Origin of the sequence: Massilia sp. TSP1-1-2, from assembly GCF_049896185.1 — a bacterium.
Lineage (GTDB): Bacteria > Pseudomonadota > Gammaproteobacteria > Burkholderiales > Burkholderiaceae_D > Telluria_A.
Genome location: NZ_JAFCTU010000001.1, coordinates 359,415 through 377,669, shown reverse-complemented (window position 1 = coordinate 377,669; position 18,255 = coordinate 359,415). Strand labels below are relative to the sequence as shown.

Here is an 18,255-nt window from a genome sequence, read left to right as displayed (position 1 = left end):
CAGGCAGTGGGAAAAACATGTTTAAAAACCTGACAATCAGGACCAGGCTGTACGTCGGCTTCGGCGCAATCGTCTCCATTATCCTGGTGCTGCTCGCTGTCTCGTACAACAATTTTTCGCGCATGTCGGACGCCAGCCAGCTCGACCGGCGCACGCTCGAGATCATGCTCGAGGCGAACAAGGTGTCGACGGCGATGTTGGAGATCCAGGCTGAAACGCGTGGTTTCCTGTTAACCGGCAACGAGCGCTTCCTCACCCCCGAAAAAGATGAGCGCGCTATCCTGCGCAGCCACTTTGACAAGGCATACAGCCTGATGCTCGACGCCGGCGTCAAAGTCAAGATGGTTCAGCTCGGCACGCTGGTCGATGGCTGGCTGGCGCAGGTGATCGACCCGCTGGTCGCGCGCCGGCGCGCACTGGGCGCCGGCAGCGCAGCGGCGGCGCAAATCGCGCAGGCGAGCGAACTGCAGCAGGGTTTCCAGACGGTTGGCACAATGCTCGCTCTGCTCGACCAGATCAACGCCGACCAGAACCGCCTGCTTGCGCAGCGCACGCGCAATTTAGGCGAACTGCAGCAGCGCATGCAACTGCTGTTGTCGGTGGGCGGCTTGATCACGGTGGCGCTGGCGACACTGGTCGCCTGGGTGCTCACGCGCGCCTTGATGACGCCGTTAAGCGACCTGACCGACGTGGTCGGGCGCATCGCCGGCGGCGACGCGATCGCGCGCGCCACCGTGCATTCAGGCGACGAACTGGGCAAGGTGGCGCTGGAATTCAATCGCATGGCGCAGGCGATGCACGATAACCAGGCCAAGGAGCTGGCCACCTCGAACGCGCTGCGCACCAAGGTCGACGCCCTGCTGACGGTGGTGTCGAAAGCGGCCATGGGCGACCTGACCGGCGGCGTGACGGTCAACGGCGGCGACGCCATCGGGCGCATGGGCGACGGCCTGCAGACCATGGTCGACAATCTGCGCAAACTGATCAACAACGTGCAAAAGGCCGGCATCCAGGTCACCACCAGCGCCACCGAAATTGCCGCCTCGGCCAGGCAGCAGGAGGCCACCGGCATTGAACAAGCGCAGACCAGCGTCGAGATCCTGGCCACCACCAAGGAGATCTCGGCCAACACGGCGCAGCTGTTGAAGACCATGGAAGGCGCCACCGCCGTGGCCGACTACACCACGGGTGCCACCGCCCAGGCGCAGACCAACCTGGCGCGCATGGACCAGACCATGGGCCAGATGGTGGCCGCCACCGATGCCATCAACGCCAAACTGGCGGCGCTGTCGGAAAAGGCGTCCAACATCAACAGCGTACTGACCACGATCACCAAGGTGGCCGACCAGACCAACATCTTGTCGCTGAACGCGGCCATCGAGGCTGAAAAAGCGGGCGACGCGGGGCGTGGCTTTTCGGTGGTGGCCACTGAAATCCGGCGCCTGGCGGACCAGACCTCGGTCTCGACCTGGGATATCGAGCAGATGCTCAAGGAGATGCAGTCGGCGGTGTCGGCCAGCGTGATGGGCATGGATAAATTTTCCGAAGAGATCCGGCGCAGCGTGAGCGAAGTGCGCCAGGTGGGCGAACAGCTATCAAGCGTGATGGAGCAGGTGCAAAAACTGGCCCCGCAGTTCGACCTGGTCTTGCAGGGCATGCAGGCGCAGGCGCTGGGCGCTTCGCAAATTTCGGACACCATGATGCAGCTGAACGACGCCACCCAGCAGAGTGTCGATTCGCTCAAGGCCACCAGCGAGGCGGTCCACCAGCTGCAGTACGCGGCGAGCGATCTGCAGTCGTCAGTGGCCACGTTTTCGGTCAATGGGTAAGCCATGAAAGTGCTGGTTTTTCAGATTGGCGCCGACCGCTACGCATTGCGCCTGGCGGCCATTGCGCGCGTGCTGCCGGTGGCCGCGCTCAAGGCGATTGCGCTGGCGCCCCCGTTCGTGGCGGGCCTGCTCGACCTGCACGGCGAACCGGTGCCGGTAATCGACCTGTCGCGCCTGGCCGGCGTGATTCCCGAGCAGATCTGGTTCGACACGCGCATCGTGCTGGCCGACTATCCGCTGCCTGGCGGCGCCATGGCCCGCGTGGGCCTGTTGGCCGAGCACGTGATCGGCGTTGACACGGTCAACGATGCCGATCTGCGCGAAAGCGGCGTGGCCGGCGCACCCTTCCTGGGCCAGGTCGCCAGCACCGCACATGGCTTGCTGCAGCTGGTCGAAGTCGATCAATTGCTCGCGCCCGAGGTGTGCGCGCTGCTGTTCCCGCAGGCGCTGGCATGAGCGCGCGCAGGGACGCCCGCATGGATGCCCGCGAGCTGATCCGGCGCGCGTCGGGTCTGAACCTGACGGCCTCGGTGGCCGAGCGCGCCGTCGCCGAACGCATGGCGCGGCGCGGGGCCAGCGACGCAGGCGTGCAGGCTTACCTGGACGCGATCGACCCGGCCGAAATCCGGGCGCTGCTGGAACTGGTGGTGGTGCCCGAGTCGTGGATGTTCCGCGACCCCGAAGCCTTTTACGCGGTGGCCGCCTTGGTGCGCGAGCGCCTGGCGGCAACGCCGGGTTCGGGTTCGGCTTCGGGTTCAGCTTCAGTACGCCCGGTGCGCATCCTGTCCATTCCCTGCGCCGGCGGCGAGGAGCCGTATTCGATTGCGATGGCGCTGGTCGACGCGGCCGTGCCCAAAGCGTCGGTGTCGATCGATGCGGTCGACCTGTCCGAAGCAGCGCTCGAGCGCGCGCGGCGCGGGCGCTACACGCGCAACGCCTTTCGCGGCGCCGAACTGGCCTTTCGCGAGCGTCACTTCAGCCAGGACGGTGAACACTATCAGATCCACCAAACGCTGCGCGAGCAGGTCAATTTCAGCCAGGGCAACCTGCTGGCCATGGACGCCATCGGCAACGCCGGGCGCTACGACATTGTCTTTTGCCGCAACCTGCTGATCTACTTCGACGACGCCACCACCGCCACCGCAATTGCCAAGCTGCGCCTGCTGCTGGCCGACGACGGCATGCTGATGGCAGGCTACGCCGAGGTGCCGGCATTTTGCAGCCATGGCTTTACGGCGCTGCGCTTGCCCGGCGCCTTTGCGCTGCAAAAGGATGCGCGCGCGCAGACGCCCGCCAGGACGAGCCTCGCGGCGCCGACGCAACGCGTCGCTCCACGGGCGCCGCGGGCCGCGCTGCCCGCCGGCCTGCCTGCGGCGGCAACGCCCGCGGTTCGGGCGCCCGACGCGCACATGCTGCTCGACCAGGCCAGGCGCCTGGCCGACCAGGGCGACCTTGGCGGCGCCGCCAGCCTGTGCCACGCTGCCCTGGCGGCCGACCCCGGGTCGGCGCAAGCCTACTTCATCCTGGGCTTGGTCAGCGAATGCGAGCAGCATGCGGCGGCGGCGCAAGACTACTGGCGCCGCTGCGTCTACCTTCAGCCCGACCACTACGAAGCACTGTGCCACCTGGCTTTGCTGGCCGACCAACAGGGGGACGCCGGCCAGGCCGCCGTCTTGAGGCAGCGCGCCGCGCGCATCTACGGCCGGCGCGCCGACGGCGCAACCAGGAAGCAGTCATGAGCCCGAGCGACATCATGAACCACCACGACGATCCGGCTCACACCCAACCCGCCCCGCTGGCCGACTGCTGGAACCGCATTGGCGTGGCCGGCGACCAGAGCTGCCCCAAGCTGGCCAGCGCCATCCACTGCCGCAACTGCCAGGTCTACGCCGAGGCCGCGCAGCGCAATTTGCAGCGCCCCGTGGACGCGCTCTACCGCGAGCAATGGGCGGCGCAATTACGCCAGCCGCGCCAGGCGCGGGTGGCGGCCGACAGCGCGGCGCTGGTGTTCCGGGTGGGGCGCGAGTGGCTGGCGCTGCCGGCGGCCAGCATCGATTCGGTCGCCCCCGAGGCCAAGGCGCACCGCCTGCCGCACCGCAGCGCGGGCGGCCTGCTGGGCGTGGTCAATGTGGGCGGCAAGCTGCACCCGCAACTCTCGCTGGCCACGCTGCTGGGCATCGGCCACGAGGAGGCTCTTGCAGTAAGCGGGCGCCACATCTTTGCGCGGCAGGTCGTGATGCAGTGGGAAGGCCAGTCCTTTGCGCTGCCCGTGGCCGACCTGCACGGCATCGAGCGCTACGCGGGGGGCACGCTGGGCGCGCCGGCCGCCACCATCAACAAGGGCCTGGTGCGCTACCTGACCGGGGTGCTAAGCGTTGCGGGCATGCACATCGGCGTGCTCGACGCGCCGCTGCTGGGCCACCAGATGGCAAGGCTGCTGCGATGAGCTACGGCGACAAGGATTTAAGCCAGTTTTCGATGATGGACCTGTTCCGCATGGAGGCGCACGGCCAGACCCAGGAGCTGACCGACGGCCTGCTGGTCATGGAACGGGGCGCTGGCACCGACGCCACGGTGGAGTCGCTGATGCGCGCGGCGCACTCGATCAAGGGCGCCGCCTCGATCGTCGGGCTGGACGTGGTGGTGCAGCTCGCGCATGCCATGGAAGACGCCTTTATCGCGGCCCAGAACAAGCTGCTCGCGCTCTCCCCCGCGCGCATCGACGTGCTGCTGGCCGGGGTCGACCTGATTTTGCAGATGTCGACCTTGCTGGAGCCGGCCATCGATGGCTGGCTGGGGCAGAACAAGCAGCGCGTCGACGCGCTGATGAAAGCCATGTGCGGCATCGGCCATGTGCACGGCGCGCTGGCGCTGCCGGGGCTGTTTGGGACCACGCAGGCCGTGCCGCAGCCCGAACCGGAGGACGATGCGCTCGAACTGGCCGCGGCGATGGCGGCCATGGCGGCGCTGGAGGAGCGCGAGAACGGCGCCGCGCCGCAAGCGGGCGCGCCGCCCCCCCCTGCCGCTGCGCCGGCGGTACCAACACCGGCGCCGGCGTCCGGCAGCGCGGCAAGCGCGCGCCCTTCCCAGAATTTCGACCGCCTGCTGGCGCTGGCGAGCGAATCGCGCATCAACGCGCACCAGATGCATCCTTTCGTCACGTCGCTGCAGCGCTTCAAGCGCAACCAGGGCCTGTTGTTCCAGGCGCTCGAGCAGCTCAATGAAACGATCATCGCCAGCGGCAACGCGGCGCTGATCGACCAGTCGATGCAGGCGCTGCACAGGGCCCGCCCGCTCAAGCAATTCCTGCTCGAGCACATGGCCGGCATCGAAAGCTACGAGCGGCGCCTGCTGACAGTGTCGAACAAGCTGGTGGACGAGGTGCTCACGCTGCGCATGCGCCCTTTCCGCGACGGCGTGCAAGCGTTTGGGCGCATGGTGCGCGACCTGGCGCGCTCGTTGGACAAGGAAGCGCAGCTGATCATCAGCGGCGAAGAAACACTGGTGGACCGCGACATCCTTACCAAGATCGAAGGCGCGCTCAATCACATGCTGCGCAACGCCGTCGACCATGGCCTGGAAACGCCGGCCCAGCGCCTGGCTGCCGGAAAAAACGCGATCGGCACCATCACGCTGACGGCGCGTCACCGCGCCGGCATGCTGTCGATCGAGATTGGCGACGACGGGCGCGGCGTCGACCTTGAGCGCATCCGCAGCCATGTCGTCGCGCGCGCAATGGCCAGCGAAGCGATGGCCGCCCTGCTCTCCCCCGCCGAGCTGATGGAGTTTCTGTTCCTGCCCGCCTTCAGCCTGAAGGAAACGGCGAGCGCGATTTCCGGGCGCGGGGTGGGCCTGGACATCGTGCTGCAAACGATCCGCGAACAGAACGGCACCGTGCGCATGGAGTCCGACAGCGGGCGAGGCATGCGCACCTCGATCACGCTGCCGTTGACGCAGTCGGTGGTGCGCGCTTTGGTCATCGAGATCCAGGGCGAAGCCTATGCGATTCCGATCGTCAAGGTCGAGCGGGTGATGATGGTGGCGCACGACGCCATCCACAGGCTGGAAAACAAGCAGTTTTTCGCCTACGACGGCGAGCACCTGGGATTGGTGTCGGCCTCGCAAGTGCTGGAACTGGGTCAGATGGCCGCTGCCGGAGCCGAACTGGCGGTGGTGGTGGTCGGCTCCGGCCAGAAGCGCTACGCGCTGGTGGTCGACGCCATCGTCGGCGAGCAAAGCCTGGCGGTGCAGGCGCTCGACCAGATCTTTGGCAAGCTGCGCGACATCAGTTCGGCCGCGCTGCTCGACGACGGGGCGCCGGTGCTGATACTGGACGTGCCGGACCTGCTGCTGTCGATCGACAAGCTGCTCGGCGAAGGCGCGCTGCACCAGATGGCGCACGACGACAACCACGGCGCGCGCAAGATCAAGCGCATTCTGGTGGTGGACGATTCGCTCACGGTGCGCGAAATGGAGCGCAAGCTGCTGCACGCGCGCGGCTACCAGGTCGACATTGCGATTGACGGCATCGACGGCTGGAACGTGGTGCGCAGCGGCGACTACGATCTGGTGATCACCGACGTCGACATGCCGCGCATGGACGGCATCGAGCTGGTGGCGCTGATCAAGAAGGACCTGCACCTGCACCAGACGCCGGTGATGATCGTCTCCTACAAGGACCGGGCTGAGGACCGCGCGCGCGGCATGGCTGCCGGCGCCGACTACTATCTGACCAAGGGCAGTTTCCACGACGAGACGCTGCTCGACGCCGTATTCGAACTGATCGGAGAAGCCACGACATGAAGATAGCCATCGCCAACGATGTGGCCATGGCGGCCGAGGCGCTGCGGCGGGTGATCGCCGCCACCAGCGAGCACCAGGTGGTGTGGATCGCCCGCACGGGCCTGGACGCGGTGCGCCTGTGCGCCGAAAACCGGCCCGACCTGGTGCTGATGGACTTGAACATGCCGGGCCTGGACGGGGTCGAGGCGACGCGTCAGATCATGGCCGCCTCGCCGTGCGCGATTTTGATCGTCACCGGCCAGCCGCAAGACAATGTGAGCCAGGTGTTCCGCGCGCTCGGCGCCGGCGCGCTGGACGTGACGGCCACGCCGATCATGGCCGGCAGCACCGGCGGCGACGCCGCCCTGCTGGCCAAGATCAAGACCATCGGCAAGCTGGTGCGCGCGGCGCGTCCCGAGGCGAGCGCCAGTGGCGGCGCGCCCGATCGCGGCGAGACGGTACGCCACCTGCTTGCCATCGGCGCCTCGACCGGCGGTCCGCTGGCCGTCTCGCACATCCTGGCCGGCTGGATTGCTCCACCCGGCACCGGCATCGTGGTGGTGCAGCACATCGACGCCAACTTCGCCGGGCATTTTGCCAAGTGGCTGGGCGACCAGTTAAGCATGCCCGTCAAAGTGGTCGAAGATGGCGACGCGCTGGCGCCGGGCTGCGTGCAGATCGCGCGCACCAACGACCACTTGGTGCTGTCGGCGCGCCACCGCCTGCACTACGCGCAGGAGCCGCGCGACTATCCGTACCGCCCGTCGGTGGACGTGTTTTTCGAGTGCGTGGCGCGCCACTGGGAAGGCGACGCGACCGCCATCCTGCTGACCGGGATGGGGCGCGACGGCGCGCACGGCCTGCTGTCGATGCGCGCAGCCGGCAAGGCCACCATCGCCCAGGACCAGGCCAGCAGCGCGGTGTACGGCATGCCGCGCGCGGCAGCCGACCTCGATGCCGCCCGGCAGATCCTGTCGCTGGACCAGATCGCCAAGCTGCTGCGTGGCCGGGCCGGCTCAAAGATGGCATAATTGCCGCCAATTTTCTACTAGAACCGAATGCGCGATGACCCAATCCAGCAGTAAGCCAGCCTCTGTACTGCCGGACACCGAAGGTAAAATCAAGGTGCTGCTGGTGGACGACCAGCCCATGATCGTCGAAGCGGTGCGCCGCATGCTAAGCGACCAGGACGACATCGAATTTCACTATGTGCTCGATGCCGCCGTCGCGCATGCGCAGGCCGAAAAGATCGCACCGAACGTGATTTTGCAAGACCTGATCATGCCGGGGAAGGATGGCTTTGCCCTGATCCAGGAATACCGCGCCAGCGAACGGCTCAAGGCGGTGCCGGTGATCGTGCTCTCGGCGCGCGAAGACCCCAAGCTCAAGGCGCACGGGTTTGCCGTTGGCGCCAACGATTATGTCACCAAGCTGCCCGACCGGCTCGAACTGCTGGCGCGCGTGCGCTACCATGCGGCCGGGCATATCAGCCGGCTGCAGCGCGACGAAGCCTTCCGTTTTTTACGCGAGAGCCAGGCCAGGCTGGCCGACGCCAACATCGAACTGCAAAAGCTGGCCGCGCTCGACGGCCTGACCGGCATTGCCAACCGGCGCCGGTTCGACGACGCCATCACGACCGAGTGGCAGCGCGGCATGCGCGAACAGGGGCCACTATCCTTGATCATGTGCGACGTCGACAGCTTCAAGCTCTACAACGACGCCTATGGCCACCCGGCGGGCGACCTGTGCCTGAAAAAGACCGCCGCTGTCCTGACCGAACACTTGAAGCGCCCGGCCGACCTGGTGGCGCGCTACGGCGGCGAAGAATTTGCCATCGTGCTGCCGGAGACGGCCTCTGCGGGCGCGCTCCAAATTGCCAGCGCCTGCCGCGCCCATCTTGCACAACTCGCCATCGAACACGGCGGCGTGGCCGGGGGCATCGTCACCGCCTCGTTCGGCGTGGCCACGATGCTGCCCTCGCCTGGCGCCAGCGTGGACCAACTGATTGCGCGCGCCGACAAGGCGCTGTATGCCGCCAAGGAAGGCGGACGCAATTGCGTCAGCCAGGCTCCAGAATAACCACAACCCTGCAAGGAAACCATGAGTACGCTGCAAAACGTCACATTGAGCAAAAAATCGAATGTCTACTTCGACGGCAAATGCGTCTCGCATACGGCCGTGCTGGCCGACGGCAGCAAAAAAACCGTGGGCGTGATTTTCCCGTCGACGCTGACCTTCAACACCGGCGCGCCGGAGACGATGGAAATTGTCGGCGGTAAATGCCGGGTGCGCCTGGCTGGCGCCGACACCTGGGTCACGTACGAAAGCGGCCAGCAATTTGACGTCGCCGCCAACAGCGCCTTTGACATTGAAACGCTGGAGATGGTGGACTACGTCTGCCACTTCGGCTAAAACCGCAAGCGGGTTCAAAACCTCAACCGGGGTCAGACCACTTTTGCCGAAACGCTAAAGTGGTCTGACCCTGTTTTTTCAGCAAAAGTGGTCTGACCCTGGTGTGGAAGAAATTAAATAAAGACGGGCTCGGTTTCGAGCGTGACGCCGTAGCGGGCGGCGACGTCAGCCTGGATGGCGCGCGCCAGCGCCACGACGTCGGCTCCCGTCGCCCCGCCATTATTGACCAGCACCAGCGCCTGCTTCGGGTACACGCCCGCCGCGCCCAGCGTCCTGCCCTTCCAGCCGCATTGATCGATCAGCCAGCCGGCAGCCAGTTTTTCGCTGCCGTCCGGCTGCGCATGGTGCACCAGCGCCGGGTGCGCCGCCAGTAGCGCGTCACATTGGGCGCGCGTGACGACGGGATTTTTGAAAAAGCTGCCGGCGTTGCCGATAACGGCAGGGTCGGGCAACTTGCGTTGCCGGATCGCGACGATGATGTCGCTGATGGCTTGCGGGCCAGGTGCGCCCAAGCCCGCAGCGGCCACCGCCTGCGCCAGCTCGGCATAGCGCAAATTGGGTTGCCAATCGGTCGGCAGCGCGAACGTGACGTCGACGATGACGAGACCGGCCCCTTGCGCGTGCTTGAAGACGCTGTCGCGGTAACCGAAGCGGCAGGCTGCAGCATCCATTTCGCGCAGCACGCCCTGGTTCAGGTCGTACACGGTCAGCGCATGGAAGACGTCTTTGAGCTCGGTGCCGTAAGCACCGATGTTCTGGATCGGCGAAGCGCCCACGGTGCCGGGAATGAGCGCCATGTTTTCCAGCCCGCCCAAGCCTTGCGCCAGTGTCCATTGCACAAAGCCGTGCCAGTTTTCGCCGGCCCCGCAGCGCACCAGGGTGTGGCCGCCGTGCACGCCAACAATCTCCTTGCCAATAATGGCCATATGCAGCACCAGCGCGTCGACGTCGCCGGTCAGCACGATGTTGCTGCCGCCGCCAAGCAGCAGGCGCGGCAGCGCGGCAAGCACGGGATCGGCCATCACGGCGCGCAATTGCTCAACTGCCGTGACGGTCAAAAATGCCCGCGCGCGGGCGGCGATGCCGAAGGTATTGAGTGCCTGGAGCGGGAAATCGGGAAGGATGGAGAGGTCGGGTTGCATAAGTTACCGTGGTTTTAGCCGATTATAGGGTAAATAGGGGAAAAAAAGCCGTGCAACCGGGGCGAGGTGCCCGTTGTCCGTTAAAATATCGGCATTCTACATTTGCAAGTAAAAGGAAACCACCATGCCGTCATTTGATGTCGTCTCCGAAGCAGACATGATCGAGGTAAAAAACGCCGTTGAGCAAGCGAGCAAGGAAATCATCGGCCGCTTCGATTTCAAGGGCAGTTCGGCCAAGATCGACCGCAAGGAAGCAGAACTGACCTTGTTCGGCGACTCGGACTTTCAACTCGACCAGGTGCGCGATCTGCTCACCACCAAGCTGGCCAAGCGCGGCGTCGATGTGCGTTTTCTCGATGTGGGCAAGATCGAGAAAATCGGCGGCGACAAGGTCAAGCAGCTCGTCAAGATCAAGAATGGCATTGAATCGGATGACGCGAAGAAAATCGTCAAGGCCGTCAAGGAAAGCAAGATGAAAGTCCAGGCCAGCATCCAGGGCGAATCGGTGCGCATCACCGGCGCCAAGCGCGACGACTTGCAGGCGGCCATGGCCATGCTGCGCAAGGATGTACCAGACATGCCGCTCGAATTTAACAATTTCCGCGACTGAGCATAACGCGCGCGGCGCTGAATCCGTCGTGCGCCGAGCAACGTATGTAGCTTTGGGGCCATTTATGCGCTTCAGGTAGAATTGGGGTTACGCAAACCGGCCTTGATCGGCTGTGCCAGTGGACCGGTGAAACTCGGTAGTCTAAGGATAGCAATGAAACGTGTTGATGATTTCCGCCTGCGTCTGGGCAATAAGGAATATGTACCGATCATGATAGGCGGCATGGGGGTCGACATTTCGACGTCCGAGCTGGCGCTCGAGGCGGCGCGCCTGGGCGGCATCGGCCACATTTCGGACGCGATGGTGGAAGACGTGTCGGACCGTAAGTTTGACACCAGCTATGTCAAAGACAAGACCAAGACCTACAAGTTCAATATCAACAACATGGACAAGGCAGTGGTGCAGTTCGACCTGGAGCGCCTGGCCGATGCCACGCGTCGCCACGTGGGCGCGACCATGGCCGCCAAGCGCGGCGATGGTTTGATTTTCGTGAACTGCATGGAAAAGCTGACCATGAACGCGCCCAAGGAAACCTTGCGCACGCGCTTGAATGCGGCGCTGGACGCCGGTATCGATGGCATCACCATGTCGGCCGGCCTGCACCTCGGTTCCTTCGCCCTGATTGCCGACCATCCCCGTTTTCGCGAAGCCCAGCTGGGCATCATCGTGTCCTCAGTGCGCGCTTTGCAACTGTTCTTGCGCAAGATTGCCCGCCTCGACCGCTTTCCCGATTACGTCATCGTCGAGGGTCCATTGGCCGGCGGCCACCTCGGCTTTGGCATGGACTGGGCCGAGTTCGACCTGCACACCATCATGGACGAGATCCACGCGTTCATGCGCGAGCAAAAGCTGGACATTCCGCTGATTGCTGCGGGCGGCATCTTTACCGGCTCGGACGCGGTCAGCTTTCTGGAAAAAGGCGCCGGCGGCGTCCAGGTGGCCACCCGCTTTACGATCACCGACGAATGCGGCCTGCCCGACGACGTCAAGCAGGAATACGTGCGCGCGACGGAAGACGACATCATCGTCAACGGCATCTCGCCCACCGGTTATCCGATGCGCATGCTCAAGAGCACGCCAGCCATTGGCGCCGGCATCCGCCCGGGCTGCGAATCTTACGGCTACCTGCTCGACGCTACCGGCAACTGTTCGTATATCAATTCGTACAACCGCGAAGTGCTGGCCCATCCGGGTGCCAAGACCATCACCGTCATGGACAAGACGTGCCTGTGCACGCATATGCGCAACTTCAATTGCTGGACCTGCGGGCACTACACCTATCGCTTGAAGAACACCACGCACAAGCTGGCCGACGGGCGCTACCAGATGCTGACGGCCGAGCACGTGTTCAAGGATTACCAGTTCAGCGTTGACAACCAGATTGCCCTGCCCGACCGGCAGGACGCCGTCGCCGCCTGAGCCAAGCACGAGCGATAAAAAAGCCGCGAAAATCTCGCGGCTTTTTTTTGCCCTGCCGTCAAGCTAGCCTTCGATGACGATGCGGCCGATCAAGGCGGCCTGGACGTCATCGGCCAAATCATTCGACACCTGGCAGGTGCCGGCATTCTCGTGCCCGCCGCCGCCGTATTCCAGCATCAGGGCGCCGATGTTGGTGCGCGAAGTACGGTTCAAGATTGATTTTCCGGTGGCGAACACGGTGTTCTGGTTGCGCAAGCCCCACAGCACGTGCATGGAAATATTCGTTTCGGGGAACAAGGCATAGATGATGAAGCGGTTGCCGGCAAAAATGACCGGCTCCTGGCGCAGGTCGAGCACCACCAGGTTCTTGTGCACCGTGGCGCAGCGGCGGATCTGGTCCTTGCATTTCTGGCTATGATCGAAGTACAGGTCCATGCGCTCGCGCACGTCCGGCAAGTCCATGATCTCGTCGATCGTGTGGTTCTTGCAATAGTCGATCAAGTCCATCATCAGGTTGTAGTTCGAGATGCGGAAATCCTTGAAGCGCCCCAGCCCGGTACGCGCATCCATCAGAAAATTGAGCAAGTCCCAGCCCTGCGGATCGAGCACTTCCTTCTGGTTGAAGCGGGCCGCGTCGCCCTTGTCGACGGCGGCCATCATGTCAAACCAGGATGCGGGGAACACCGACGAGCCGCCGTAATAGGCGTACACCACCCGCGCCGCCGAGGGCGCTTCGGGGTGGATGATGTGGTTGTGGCTCGGCGCGTTGCGGATGGTTTCCGACAAGTGGTGATCGAACGCGAGGTGGACGCCGGGAACAAAGGGCAGATTGGTGGTGATGTCGCGGTCGCTCACTTCAATCTTCCCATCCTGCATGTCCTTGGGATGGACAAACAGAATTTCATCGATCAAGTCCAGGTGCTTGAGCAAAACGGCGCACACCAGGCCGTCAAAATCACTGCGCGTTACAAGGCGACATTTTTTCTTGTCTAGGGACATAGGCGCACCATAGGGGGATATAAGGATTATCTGAAGATCATGAAACGCCGCTGGTCGAAATCGGTTCCCCATAGTACAGCGTCGTATTGACTTCTGAAAAGCGATGTTTTCGTCGCCACGCCCGGGGCTTCCCGTGCATTCCAGGCCTCCAATCCTGCAGACTGTCGCAAACGGATGGTCGTGCGCCGGATGGGGGACTAAAGTTGCATCATCCCAACAGCGCTAAGACGCGCCGATCACGTTTTTGCGGCAGGGACATGCGATGCTTTACACTCGCCTCTGCCACTGGCCCTTGCCACGCGCCATCGCGTTTTGATTTGACTACGGAAAACAGTTCACCATGCCTTCTCGCCGCCTTTCCCAGCAGGACATCAGTGCCATCATGGCATGGCTGCATCGCGCTTTCGATGCAACCACGACCTGGGTCACCGAATTATCATGGTGGAAATTTTTCCTGTTTGCCGCCGTCTCGCTGATCGCCGCCAACATCTTGCAAGACCAGTTGTTTTCCACCTCCGGTGAAGTCGTGGTGCGCTCGGACAGCGCCAAGGATGGGCATAAGAAGAAGGGCAAGAAGCCGGAAGCGACCATCCTGATCGACGACAGCGGAATTCACTTCAATCCCGGCAAGCCGGTCAAGCAACCGGTGGCGCCGGTGCCACCGACCCCGCCCGCCCCGCCCGAGCCGGCGGCGGACCCGGCCGAGCCGGGCACGCCAGCCCCGGAGACCACGCCGGACGTGGCCTCGATGCCCGACAGCGGCGACGCGGTGCACATCGAATTGCCGCCGCAAATCGGCGAAGAACTGTCGAACGCGATCGAAAAAGCGGTGGAAGACGCGGCCGAACAGAAAGTGACGCGCTACGAAAAGCAGGCGTCGACCTGGTTCATCAGCTTTGTGTCGCTGCTTATTCTCGCCTTGCTTGCCATGAAAGCGCTGGTGGGCGGCAAGAAGCGCGCCGAGGCGGAAACCATGACGGCCAACGCTGCCGCCGAGCGCGCATCGATGCAGCGCCAGCTCTCAGAAACCAAGATGCAAATGATGCAGGCCCAGGTCGAGCCGCACTTTTTATTCAATACGCTCGCGTCCGTCGAATACCTGATCGAAACGGATCCACCGCGCGCCTCGGCCATGCAGCGCAGCCTGATCCAGTACCTGCGGGCCGTGCTGCCGCAGATGCGCGACAACGCCGTCGTTACCAACCTGGGGCGCGAAGCGGACATGGTCAAGGCGTACCTGAACCTGCTCAAGATGCGCATGGAAGAACGCCTGACGGTCGACATGCAAATTCCCGAAGGCTTGCGCAGCGCCGCCTTCCCGCCCATGATGCTGCAATCGATGGTCGAAAACGCAATCAAGCATGGCCTCGAATGCAAGGCCGAAGGCGGCACCCTGCGCATCGTCGCTGAAGTTGCCAGCGGCAAGCTGCGCGTGATCGTCGCCGACGACGGCGTGGGCTTTGGCGTGATGCCAAGCGACGGCACCGGGCTGGGTTTGCCCACCATCCGTGAACGGCTCAAGCTGCTGCACGGCGACCAGGGCCAGCTGCACATCGCCGCCAACACCCCCACCGGCGTGATTATCACCATCGAAGTGCCGTACCAGGTGTCGAAGTAAGCACTCGCCAAGGCATCGATTGACCAAGGAATCGATTGATTAAAGCGGCGATTCGTTGAATAATTGGCACCCTGATCACCAGAGCCCAACGGACCATGCCTACAGCAATCATTGCCGACGACGAAAGACTCATGCGGGACCAGCTGCGCATGCGCCTGTCTCAGGTGTGGCCCGAACTAGAAATAGTCGGCGAAGCCAAGAACGGCGATGAAGCCATCGAACTGGTCGCGCAACTGAAACCCGACCTCACCTTCCTCGATATCCGCATGCCCGGCAAGACGGGCATGGATGCGGCGCGCGCCATCGGTACCGGCAGCAACATCGTGTTCGTGACCGCGTATGACCAGTATGCGGTCGAAGCGTTCGAGCGCGGCGCGGTGGACTACGTGCTCAAGCCGCCCGAGCAGGAACGCCTGCAAGTGACGGTGGACCGCCTCAAGGCGCGCCTGGCGCGGCCGAAAGAAGCGGTCAACGAGAGCGTGACGGCCATGCTGTCGCAGTTGGCCGAAAAGATGGCCGCGCCCAAGCCGACCTATCTGCAATGGATCCAGGCCAGCATTGGGCAAGACTTGCGCATGATTCCCGTGGAAGAGATTTTATTTTTCCGCTCGGATGAGAAATACACCTGCGTGCAGACCGAAAAGTTTGAAGCGCTGATTCGCAAACCGGTGCGCGACCTGGCCGAGGAACTCGATCCTGCGCTGTTCTGGCAGATCCACCGGGCCACGCTGGTAAACGTGAATGCGATCGAGGGGGTCACGCGCGACATTCGCGGGCGCCATCTGGTGCTGATCAAGGGCAAGCCAGACAAGCTTGAAGTGAGCCGCAGTTTCTTGCACTTGTTTAAGCAGATGTAGCCATGCAGCGCGCGACGCGTCTCGACGGCTCGCGGCGCAATGCTCTGCGTTTTTCCGCCCGACAGCTCGCCCGACAGCTCGCCCGACAGCTCGCCCTACAGCTTACGCTTGTGCGCGGCTTGTGGGCCCTCAACGCCCACTTCCTTCTTCTGCACTAAGCTGGTCCCGGGCGCGCTTCGCGTGCCACCAACGGCAGGCACGCTCCATGACATTTCCGCGTTTTCCCCGTTTGCCAGCCTGGCGCGCGGGGTTTTTCGTGCTCGGCTTCGCAGGCGGGCAACTTCTGGCGCGCGCGCTGGCAAACACCCGGGGTCCACGGTTTGCGCAAAGCCACAGCCGTGACATCATCCACAATGCCAGCGAAGCGATTATCTCCACTGACGAATCGCAAACCGTGGTGCTGGTCAATCCGTCGGCCGCATCCATGTTCGCCACCACCGTCGAGGCAATGCAAGGCAGCCACCTGAGCCGGTTCATTTATCCGCTGCCCACCGCTTCGCGCGATGCCACGCCCGCCTATTTTGGCGACGGCGCCGGGCGCGCCGGGCGCCGCGCCACCGACTACGCCGTCACGGGCGTGCGCGCCAGCGGCGAAACGTTCCCCCTCGAAGGCTCGGTCTCGAGCACGGTTGAAGGCGACAAATTGATCAACACCATCATCTTGCGCGACGTCACCGAGCGCCAGCAAGTGCAGGAAAAGCTGTCGCGCTCGCACGCCCAGTTGCGCCAACTGTCGGCCGCGCTGCAAACGGTGCGCGAGGAAGAACGCGCCCACATCGCCCGTGAATTGCACGACGACCTGGGGCAACTGCTGGCCTCGCTGCGCATGGACCTCAATTTGCTGCAGCAGGAAGCACACGCCAGGCAAGCACACACCGGCGCCACCGATGCGCGCTTGATGGAAGGTATGGAAGAGAATTTGCTGACGGCCATCCATTCGCTGCGCCGCATCGCCACCAACCTGCGTCCGCGCGCGCTCGATGAAGGCGGCCTGTTTTTCGCACTGAAAGGCTTGCGCGACGAGTTCGTGCAGCGCCACGGCATCAGTTGCGCGCTGTTCGCCGATGAAGCCGAGCTGCGCCTGGACGACGCGGCCAGCACCGCGATCTTTCGCATCATCCAGGAAGCGTTGACCAATATCGCGCGCCACGCGGCAGCCTTGAGCGTTACCATGTACCTGTACCGCATCAATGGCCAGCTCTTGATTTCGATCCGCGACGACGGGCGCGGCATCCAGGCGTCCGACTTCGACAAATCGCAGTCGCTCGGCCTGATCGGCATGCGCGAGCGGGTCTGGGGCTTGCGCGGCGAAATCAGCGTCAGCGGCGACGACCCTCCCGGCACCCGCATCGACATCGCGCTGCCGCTGCCCCCCATGCCGTCCGGCGACGAGCAAAGCGCCGCGCAAGGCGCCCCTCAGGCGCAGCCGGCGGGGCGCATCGGCGCCAATCCTCCCTGATTGCAACAATATCTCCCTGTCATCAACGTGACACACTTGCTCGATATAATTTCCGTCGATTAGTAAGCAACTCGTTGAAGCAAACCCATGGAGATTCATATGCAAGTCAAATTGTTGGCAGCTGTAGTGTTCGCGTCCCTTCCCCTGGCAGCATCGGCACAGTCGAGCGTCACCGTGTATGGCGTGATGGACGCCGCCATCGCCCACGAAGACACCGGCGCGCCTAACGGCAGCCGCAACGTCGTCAATTCGGGCAACCAGTCAAGCAGCCGCCTCGGCTTCAAAGGCACGGAAGACCTGGGCAATGGCCTGAAAGCGATGTTCAACATCGAAGCGGGCGTCGCGCTCGACACCGGTGCCAGCGACACGGCATTGTTCGGCCGCCGCTCCGTGGTCGGCTTGTCGGGCGGCTTCGGTTCGCTCACCCTGGGCCGCGAATACAGCCCGATCGCCGACGTGGCCAAGGAAACCGACGTGTTCGGCCAAGGCTTCTACGGCAGCAACCTGAATGCCTTCACCACGGGCCGCCTGACGCGCCGCCTGAGCAACTCGGTGAACTACCGCACACCTACGATGAGCGGCTTCAAGGCAGGCCTGGCGTACTCGGCCGGCGAAACTTCCACCGGCCCATCGGGCACGCTCAAGGGCGTCATGGCCGACTACACCAACGCCGGCCTGTACATCGGCGCCGGTTACCATACGCTGGAGCGCCTGGCGAGCGGCGACGACAAGGAAATGATCGTCGGCGCGGGCTACAAGTTCGGCACGGTCGAACTGAAGGCCAACTACCTGGAAGCGGACCCGACCGGTGCGAACAATCAGTTCGAACAAGTCAACCTGGGCGCTTCCTACGGCATGGACGCGCACAAGTTCTTTGCCAATTACCAGACCAACAAGCTGGAAAACGGCGCCAAGGCCAACGGGATTGCCGTCGCTTACACGTACTCGCTGTCCAAGCGCACCAACGTCTACGCGTCGTACTCGACGCTGCGCAACAACGCCACCGGTCTGTTCGGCATGAATTCGTCAAGCACCAACGTGACGCCGCCGACCACGGCGCCAGGTGCGGATCCAAAAGCGCTGGTACTGGGCATGCGCCACTCGTTCTAAGCGACCCTGTTCCCCAAA

General features: G+C 63.8%; 16 protein-coding genes. 14 read left to right on the top strand and 2 right to left on the bottom strand.

Features of this window, described 5'->3' with window-relative positions; translation table 11 throughout:
- Positions 1–17: 17 nt before the first annotated feature.
- Genes ACP7BV_RS01730 through ACP7BV_RS01695 form a run of 8 tightly spaced genes read left to right on the top strand, consistent with a single transcriptional unit; the run spans position 18 to position 9,023 of the window.
- Complete coding sequence (locus ACP7BV_RS01730; RefSeq protein WP_426100857.1) at positions 18–1,829, top strand: HAMP domain-containing methyl-accepting chemotaxis protein; 1,812 nt, start codon at positions 18–20, stop codon at positions 1,827–1,829.
- Positions 1,830–1,832: 3 nt separating this feature from the next.
- Entirely contained in the window at positions 1,833–2,285 is a 453-nt protein-coding gene (locus tag ACP7BV_RS01725; RefSeq protein WP_426100855.1) for a chemotaxis protein CheW, read from the top strand.
- A complete protein-coding gene (locus ACP7BV_RS01720) occupies positions 2,282–3,568 on the top strand; it encodes a CheR family methyltransferase (protein WP_426100853.1) in 1,287 nt (428 codons plus the stop codon). Before ACP7BV_RS01725 ends, ACP7BV_RS01720 begins: the two co-directional genes overlap by 4 nt.
- On the top strand, positions 3,565–4,275 hold the full coding sequence (locus ACP7BV_RS01715; RefSeq protein ID WP_426100851.1) for a chemotaxis protein CheW: 711 nt from the start codon (positions 3,565–3,567) through the stop codon (positions 4,273–4,275). Before ACP7BV_RS01720 ends, ACP7BV_RS01715 begins: the two co-directional genes overlap by 4 nt.
- On the top strand, positions 4,272–6,632 hold the full coding sequence (locus ACP7BV_RS01710; protein ID WP_426100849.1) for a hybrid sensor histidine kinase/response regulator: 2,361 nt from the start codon (positions 4,272–4,274) through the stop codon (positions 6,630–6,632). Before ACP7BV_RS01715 ends, ACP7BV_RS01710 begins: the two co-directional genes overlap by 4 nt.
- On the top strand, positions 6,629–7,642 hold the full coding sequence (gene cheB / locus ACP7BV_RS01705; RefSeq protein WP_426100847.1) for a chemotaxis-specific protein-glutamate methyltransferase CheB: 1,014 nt from the start codon (positions 6,629–6,631) through the stop codon (positions 7,640–7,642). Before ACP7BV_RS01710 ends, cheB begins: the two co-directional genes overlap by 4 nt.
- Before the next feature lie 34 nt (positions 7,643–7,676).
- Positions 7,677–8,690, top strand: coding sequence for a diguanylate cyclase domain-containing protein (locus ACP7BV_RS01700; RefSeq protein WP_426100845.1), 1,014 nt, complete (start codon positions 7,677–7,679; stop codon positions 8,688–8,690).
- A 21-nt stretch (positions 8,691–8,711) separates the two neighbouring features.
- Entirely contained in the window at positions 8,712–9,023 is a 312-nt protein-coding gene (locus tag ACP7BV_RS01695) for a pyrimidine/purine nucleoside phosphorylase (protein WP_426100843.1), read from the top strand.
- A gap of 113 nt (positions 9,024–9,136) precedes the next feature.
- Here ACP7BV_RS01695 and murB read toward each other — a convergent pair whose 3' ends face one another.
- Entirely contained in the window at positions 9,137–10,165 is a 1,029-nt protein-coding gene (gene murB, locus ACP7BV_RS01690; RefSeq protein ID WP_426100841.1) for a UDP-N-acetylmuramate dehydrogenase, read from the bottom strand.
- A gap of 124 nt (positions 10,166–10,289) precedes the next feature.
- On the opposite strand from murB, the gene ACP7BV_RS01685 reads away from it, so the two are divergent.
- Together ACP7BV_RS01685 and ACP7BV_RS01680 are read left to right on the top strand one after the other, a co-directional pair.
- Entirely contained in the window at positions 10,290–10,775 is a 486-nt protein-coding gene (locus ACP7BV_RS01685; protein ID WP_426100839.1) for a YajQ family cyclic di-GMP-binding protein, read from the top strand.
- 153 nt (positions 10,776–10,928) lie between these two features.
- Positions 10,929–12,194, top strand: a complete 1,266-nt coding sequence (locus ACP7BV_RS01680) for a nitronate monooxygenase (RefSeq protein ID WP_426100837.1) — start codon at positions 10,929–10,931, stop codon at positions 12,192–12,194.
- 63 nt (positions 12,195–12,257) lie between these two features.
- Here the strand turns inward: ACP7BV_RS01680 and ACP7BV_RS01675 are convergent, their stop codons facing one another.
- Positions 12,258–13,193, bottom strand: coding sequence for an exopolyphosphatase (locus ACP7BV_RS01675; RefSeq protein WP_426100835.1), 936 nt, complete (start codon positions 13,191–13,193; stop codon positions 12,258–12,260).
- A 340-nt stretch (positions 13,194–13,533) separates the two neighbouring features.
- On the opposite strand from ACP7BV_RS01675, the gene ACP7BV_RS01670 reads away from it, so the two are divergent.
- The 4 genes from ACP7BV_RS01670 (at position 13,534) to ACP7BV_RS01655 (ending at position 18,237) form a co-directional block, all read left to right on the top strand.
- Positions 13,534–14,811 (top strand): sensor histidine kinase, encoded by a 1,278-nt coding sequence (locus ACP7BV_RS01670; RefSeq protein ID WP_426100834.1) that lies wholly within the window; start codon positions 13,534–13,536, stop codon positions 14,809–14,811.
- 95 nt (positions 14,812–14,906) lie between these two features.
- Positions 14,907–15,668 carry a LytR/AlgR family response regulator transcription factor gene (locus tag ACP7BV_RS01665; protein WP_426100832.1) on the top strand — a complete coding sequence of 254 codons (762 nt, stop codon included), beginning with the start codon at positions 14,907–14,909 and terminating at the stop codon, positions 15,666–15,668.
- A 205-nt stretch (positions 15,669–15,873) separates the two neighbouring features.
- The gene (locus tag ACP7BV_RS01660) at positions 15,874–17,127 is read left to right on the top strand and encodes a PAS domain-containing sensor histidine kinase (RefSeq protein WP_426100830.1); all 1,254 of its coding nucleotides are present in this window, start codon (positions 15,874–15,876) and stop codon (positions 17,125–17,127) included.
- A 99-nt stretch (positions 17,128–17,226) separates the two neighbouring features.
- Positions 17,227–18,237 carry a porin gene (locus ACP7BV_RS01655; RefSeq protein ID WP_426100828.1) on the top strand — a complete coding sequence of 337 codons (1,011 nt, stop codon included), beginning with the start codon at positions 17,227–17,229 and terminating at the stop codon, positions 18,235–18,237.
- Positions 18,238–18,255 lie beyond the last annotated feature (18 nt).

What these genes read in the sequence shown, in the direction of transcription:
- ACP7BV_RS01725 (WP_426100855.1), top strand. Translation starts at nt 1,833, where the DNA reads ATGAAAGTGCTGGTTTTTCAGATTGGCGCCGACCGCTACGCATTGCGC.
- ACP7BV_RS01660 (WP_426100830.1), top strand. Translation starts at nt 15,874, where the DNA reads ATGACATTTCCGCGTTTTCCCCGTTTGCCAGCCTGGCGCGCGGGGTTT.
- ACP7BV_RS01715 (WP_426100851.1), top strand. Translation starts at nt 3,565, where the DNA reads ATGAGCCCGAGCGACATCATGAACCACCACGACGATCCGGCTCACACC.
- ACP7BV_RS01655 (WP_426100828.1), top strand. Translation starts at nt 17,227, where the DNA reads ATGCAAGTCAAATTGTTGGCAGCTGTAGTGTTCGCGTCCCTTCCCCTG.
- ACP7BV_RS01695 (WP_426100843.1), top strand. Translation starts at nt 8,712, where the DNA reads ATGAGTACGCTGCAAAACGTCACATTGAGCAAAAAATCGAATGTCTAC.
- ACP7BV_RS01700 (WP_426100845.1), top strand. Translation starts at nt 7,677, where the DNA reads ATGACCCAATCCAGCAGTAAGCCAGCCTCTGTACTGCCGGACACCGAA.
- ACP7BV_RS01665 (WP_426100832.1), top strand. Translation starts at nt 14,907, where the DNA reads ATGCCTACAGCAATCATTGCCGACGACGAAAGACTCATGCGGGACCAG.
- cheB (WP_426100847.1), top strand. Translation starts at nt 6,629, where the DNA reads ATGAAGATAGCCATCGCCAACGATGTGGCCATGGCGGCCGAGGCGCTG.
- ACP7BV_RS01720 (WP_426100853.1), top strand. Translation starts at nt 2,282, where the DNA reads ATGAGCGCGCGCAGGGACGCCCGCATGGATGCCCGCGAGCTGATCCGG.
- ACP7BV_RS01675 (WP_426100835.1), bottom strand. Translation starts at nt 13,193, where the DNA reads ATGTCCCTAGACAAGAAAAAATGTCGCCTTGTAACGCGCAGTGATTTT.
- ACP7BV_RS01730 (WP_426100857.1), top strand. Translation starts at nt 18, where the DNA reads ATGTTTAAAAACCTGACAATCAGGACCAGGCTGTACGTCGGCTTCGGC.
- ACP7BV_RS01680 (WP_426100837.1), top strand. Translation starts at nt 10,929, where the DNA reads ATGAAACGTGTTGATGATTTCCGCCTGCGTCTGGGCAATAAGGAATAT.
- ACP7BV_RS01670 (WP_426100834.1), top strand. Translation starts at nt 13,534, where the DNA reads ATGCCTTCTCGCCGCCTTTCCCAGCAGGACATCAGTGCCATCATGGCA.
- ACP7BV_RS01710 (WP_426100849.1), top strand. Translation starts at nt 4,272, where the DNA reads ATGAGCTACGGCGACAAGGATTTAAGCCAGTTTTCGATGATGGACCTG.
- ACP7BV_RS01685 (WP_426100839.1), top strand. Translation starts at nt 10,290, where the DNA reads ATGCCGTCATTTGATGTCGTCTCCGAAGCAGACATGATCGAGGTAAAA.
- murB (WP_426100841.1), bottom strand. Translation starts at nt 10,165, where the DNA reads ATGCAACCCGACCTCTCCATCCTTCCCGATTTCCCGCTCCAGGCACTC.